We start from the raw sequence: 4,621 nt of genomic DNA, 5'->3' as shown, positions 1-4,621 counted from the left end.
AGCCATGATGGGACAGCGGGCACAGGCGTTCCAGTGATCACTAGGCGTAGGAACCTTCATGATCACTGATGCCTGTGCCCGCCTCCTACCCGGCTCATCCCCGCTGACCTATTTGCGCGCCCTCTAAACGCCCTTGACCCTCCCGCGGTTGCTCGAAGCGGCTACTGGCAGGCCTGGCTAGACGACCTGCTCATCTGACCGTCTCTGGCCGAAAGCTGGGCCGCACACGGTTTAGGAAGGGGCTAGCGCTTCCTCGGCTCCCGCTGTTCGCTAGCTGCGCAAACGCCACCCGGTCGGTCGCCGCTGTCTGTGATCATTCCGCGCATAGTCCGGATCTTCTCGTGCCACGTGTCGGTGGTTGTTGAGGGGCGGGTCTTGTCATCTGCCGCTGCACGATTCCCTAGATCGACACGCTAGCCTCGCTGGCAATCGCCGAGCTGGAGGTAGCCAGTGACCAAGTGGAGCCCGCGCCAGCGCTGGGCTGTGGTCGTCGTAGTGACGGTAGTCGCGGTAGCCGCGGGTGTGGTCACGATCGCCTGGGTCCAGCGCATCGTGTCGCCGTGGCCGGCAATGGCCGGCACTCCGTATGAGATTCCGCTCAGATCGGATGGCTGCCCGGTCATCGAAGAGCGGCACCAGTTCGTCGACGGCCCTGGTCCGTTCGTGCCGCCCGGCGCTACGGAGGTGCTGCTGTGCGCCACACCCACGGCACTGCATATCCAGCGCCCCGGGGTGGCGGACCCGCCGCGTCAGCGGGTGCTGCTTGCCGGGGCCGCTGACTTCGCCGCGCTGCTCAACCGACTACCCAACCGCAACGAGGCCTGGCGGCAGTGGCAGTGGCGACACAGTGGCTGGTGGCCCGATGCCGCCCCAGAGCCGATCGGCGAGGCCTGCCCCTTGATCGGATACAGCCACGAACACTCGTTCGTGCTGCGCTACCCGGACCGGCCACCGGTGCCGCTGATCTACACGTGCGGCGGCCAGGCGGGCGGCCTCACGTCGGGTACTCGGACCCGAATGGACTACACCAAACCGCACCTAGTGGACGAGTTCCTGACCCTCTTGCAGCAGCAGTAGCCCATCGGTCGGAACGTACCGCGACTGCTCAGCTCGTACTTCGGTGCTGCGACCTGAAAACCTGATAACCGGTGTAACAGTGGCGGCGTGTTGGGGCAGGATCATCGGCCGTGACACTTGTCCTGCCGCCGCGCCTAACAGCCTCGGCTCAACGCTTGCGCGACGCCGCTCACCGACGCGGACTACGCACCATCCAGCTCCACACCTTCGAAGTACCCGCCGGGATGCATGTTGATCACCTCCATGCGGGACCAAGCTTCGCCGACGTCGTCGCACCGCTGCTCGGGATCGCACCCTTGGAGGCCGAGCCCGGCTGGCTGACTCGGCTTCCCCGTGATCTCACCCGCCGGGAGATCAACCTGGTCGCCCTCGGCGAGGCCTACGAACTCCGTCGACCGGCGTTCATCAAGTCACCCAACGACAAGACCATCCCGGCGATGATTTACACCAATGGCTCCCGCCTTCCCGGCCCGGATGCTGTCGACCGGCGGACTCCAGTGCTCGTCAGCGACATCGTCGACTTCACCGCCGAGTACCGGCTACACCTGCTCGACGGTGTTGTCTACGCAGGCAGCCAGTACGCCGAGCACGGCCGATTACACCTCGGCCCTCCGTCGACCGACGCGCTGGCCTTCGGGACCGACCTCCTCGCCGGATACGGGCACACGCTGCCCTCCGCCATCGTCGTAGACGTAGGACTAACCGACGGCCACTGGGCCGCCATCGAGGCAAATGCCGCGTGGGCCAGCGGCGCTTACGAAGCAGACCCAGATCTGGTCCTCGACGTCGTCCTCCGTGCGGCCGGCCCAACGGCCTCGGTTAGCGCGCGCGACCGACAGTTCATCCGACAGCCTCAGCGGCCCGAACTAGCCCCTCAGACCTCTCCGCTGTGAAAGAACGATCAGGCGGGCCCGACCAGCGACGGCAGGCAGTCGGACGTGCCGAAACCATCCGTCGTCGTCCACGGGTGTCCGAGAGGTGGCGGCCTCGGTCGTCACTCAGTTTGTCACTCGCTATGGCCGGCATCCTCTCAGCGGGCCTACGGCTACCCTCACGCCATGCGAGCCCGCTTGGTTGATCTGGGGACTGCCCCCGGTTCGGTTGACTCCTGACCTGTGAGGATACGTTCCTCGCTGGAAGGATGTCTGTCATGCCGAAAGCGTTCCCCCTGGAGTTCCGCCGTGACGTCGTCGCGGTCGCCCGTAAGGGCGAGGCCCCCATCGCCCAGATCGCGAAGGACTTCGGGATCTCCGAGGCCTGTTTGCACCGCTGGCTCAAGCTCGCCGACGTCGAGGACGGCATCCGTCCCGGGACCACCAGCAGCGAGTCGGCGGAGCTGCGGGAGCTGCGCCGCAGGAACAAGGTGCTGGAACAGGAGAACGAGATCCTGCGGCGGGCCGCGGTGTACTTCGCCAAGGAGATCTCCCCAAAATGATGTACCCGCTGGTCGGTGACCTGGCCGCGGACGGGATCCCCGTCGCGGTGACCTGCCGGGTGTTGGGGTTCAGTAAGCAGGCCTACTACGCGTGGCGCGCCGAGCCGGTCTCGCAGCGACACCTCGACGACGCTCACCTGATCAACGCCGCCCTCGACATCCACGCCGACGACCCGGCGTTCGGCTACCGGTTCATCGCCGACGAACTACCCGCCCACGGCATCACCGCCGGCGCCAACCGGGTCGCGCGGCTGTGTTCACAGCAGCGCATCTGGTCGGTCTTCGCCAAGTGCAAGGGGCTGACCAGGCGGGCCGGACCCCCGGTGCACGACGACCTGGTGCAGCGCCGCTTCACCGCCGACGCCCCCGACCAGCTGTGGCTGATCGACATCACCGAACACCCCACCGCCGAGGGCAAGCTCTACCTGTGCGCGATCAAGGACGTGTACTCCGGCCGGATCGTCGGCTACTCCATCGACACCCGCATGAAAGGCTCGTTGGCCGTCGCTGCGCTGTCGAACGCCACCCGGCTGCGGAACCCGGCCGCGACGATCGTGCACTCCGACAGGGGCAGCCAATTTCGGTCCAGGGAATTCGTGAAAGCGTTGCACCGCAACGGGTTGACCGGCTCGATGGGCCGCGTCGGCGCCTGCGGGGACAACGCCGCCATGGAGTCGTTCTTCGCCCTGCTGCAGCGCAATGTCCTGGACCGGCAACGCTGGCAAACACGCCACGACCTACGCCTGGCGATCGTGACCTGGATCGAACGGGCCTACCACCGCCGGCGACGGCAACGCCGCCTCGGCCGGCTCACGCCCATCGAGTTTGAGACAATCAACCAGCCCGCACACGCGGCCTGAACCACTCAACCCCGCGAGTCAACCAAACCCGGGGCAGTCCCGTCCTCGTCTGCCGCTGTCAAGGCGTGCCGGTCGCTGGTCGGCTCGTCACCGTCCGTGCCGGCGGTCTGCGTAGGTACGGCATCCGAAACTGCCGATGTGCGGATGTTCGCCCACTCATCGTCGACCACCACTTCGTGGTTGACGGTGTACGGTAAATTCGGGTCCGGAGGTCAATCCAGCGGCGTCAGGGGTAGAAGATGCTGTGGCCGCTTCGCTGGCGGAGTGCCCGCTCGGCGATCGCACTCGGTGATCGTCTTTATCGACGAGGTAATACCGATGGGGCGCTGCGGGCTTTTCGGCGTGCCATGGACTCAGACTCTCATCATGATGCGCCGGCCGGCGCCTGGTGGACGGCCCACCTGTTGCATCGCTCGGGTGACAGGACCGGCGCTTGCGAGTTCTACAAGCGTGCCGTCGAGTCCAGACATCCAGCGTGGTCGGTGAGAGCTGCCGTCGATCTGGCGGCGCTGCGGGAGGAGATGGGCGATGTCGGGGAAGCCAGCAAGCTGTACGAGTGGGCGGTCAACCACGGAGATCCGGAACGCAGCGACGGCGCCAATATCTGGGCCCGCCGTGCCGCGACCAAGCTGGAGATCCTGCTGACTCGCCAGGGCGAGCAGGCGAAGGCTCGCGCGATCTATGACCGGGTGACCAAGGGAGTGCGGGAACCACAGGCCTTGTTTGCTATCAACCGGGCAACCGAACTACAGGCACGCGGCGACGTCGAGGGTGCCGCGACCTCGCTTCGCGAGGCGATCGAACTCAACGATCCCACCGTGTCTGAGCGAGCAGCGGTGATGTTGTCAATTCTTCAGATGCCGTAGCGGGCGGGCCTCCACGCAGGCGATCAGCTTGGCAACAAGCCTGGTCGAGGTCGCGGCCACAGGCATGGCGTTCGGTCGAGAGCAGACGTGGCCAGGCCAAGCCGACCCAGTGGGGCCACAAGAGCAGCAACTCGGCTCCGCCCCAAGCCTTGACTGGGATGCCGAGTCGAGAACATGTCCACGACGCAAACACCCTGGTCGAAAGGCCAAACCTGCGGTCGGCGGGGACGGCGTCGCATCGATCGTGGTCGCGAGACTAGTGTCCTGCGCCGGAAATTCGCCTACAAAATCGGGCGAGTGATTCGAGGATCTCTTCTGCGGTCTTGGTCCAGATGAACGGTCGCGGATGGTTGTTCCAGTCGGTGATCCAGGAGCGGATGTCG

The 4,621-nt window shown here is 65.9% G+C and carries 4 protein-coding genes; all 4 read left to right on the top strand.

The genetic code is table 11. The features are described 5' to 3' along the window. The first annotated feature begins 450 nt into the window (after nucleotides 1-450). The 4 genes from KBX63_RS34755 to KBX63_RS34740 all read left to right on the top strand — a co-directional run bounded on the left by KBX63_RS34755 (nucleotide 451) and on the right by KBX63_RS34740 (nucleotide 4,238). The gene (locus KBX63_RS34755) at nucleotides 451-1,077 is read left to right on the top strand and encodes a hypothetical protein (RefSeq protein ID WP_210918663.1); all 627 of its coding nucleotides are present in this window, start codon (nucleotides 451-453) and stop codon (nucleotides 1,075-1,077) included. A gap of 155 nt (nucleotides 1,078-1,232) precedes the next feature. Then, nucleotides 1,233-1,970, top strand: coding sequence for an ATP-grasp domain-containing protein (locus KBX63_RS34750; protein ID WP_247663942.1), 738 nt, complete (start codon nucleotides 1,233-1,235; stop codon nucleotides 1,968-1,970). Nucleotides 1,971-2,227: 257 nt separating this feature from the next. Beyond that, a protein-coding gene (locus KBX63_RS34745; RefSeq protein WP_210918661.1) for an IS3 family transposase occupies nucleotides 2,228-3,372 on the top strand; the annotation gives its coding sequence in 2 pieces (ribosomal slippage) (nucleotides 2,228-2,501 and nucleotides 2,501-3,372; 1,146 coding nt in all). 239 nt (nucleotides 3,373-3,611) lie between these two features. After that, on the top strand, nucleotides 3,612-4,238 hold the full coding sequence (locus KBX63_RS34740) for a lipopolysaccharide assembly protein LapB (RefSeq protein ID WP_210918660.1): 627 nt from the start codon (nucleotides 3,612-3,614) through the stop codon (nucleotides 4,236-4,238). The last annotated feature ends 383 nt before the right edge of the window (nucleotides 4,239-4,621 follow it).

The organism is Micromonospora sp. U21, from assembly GCF_018070045.1.
In the GTDB taxonomy this organism is placed as follows: Bacteria; Actinomycetota; Actinomycetes; order Mycobacteriales; family Micromonosporaceae; genus Micromonospora.
This window is presented reverse-complemented; position numbering and strand designations above follow the sequence as displayed.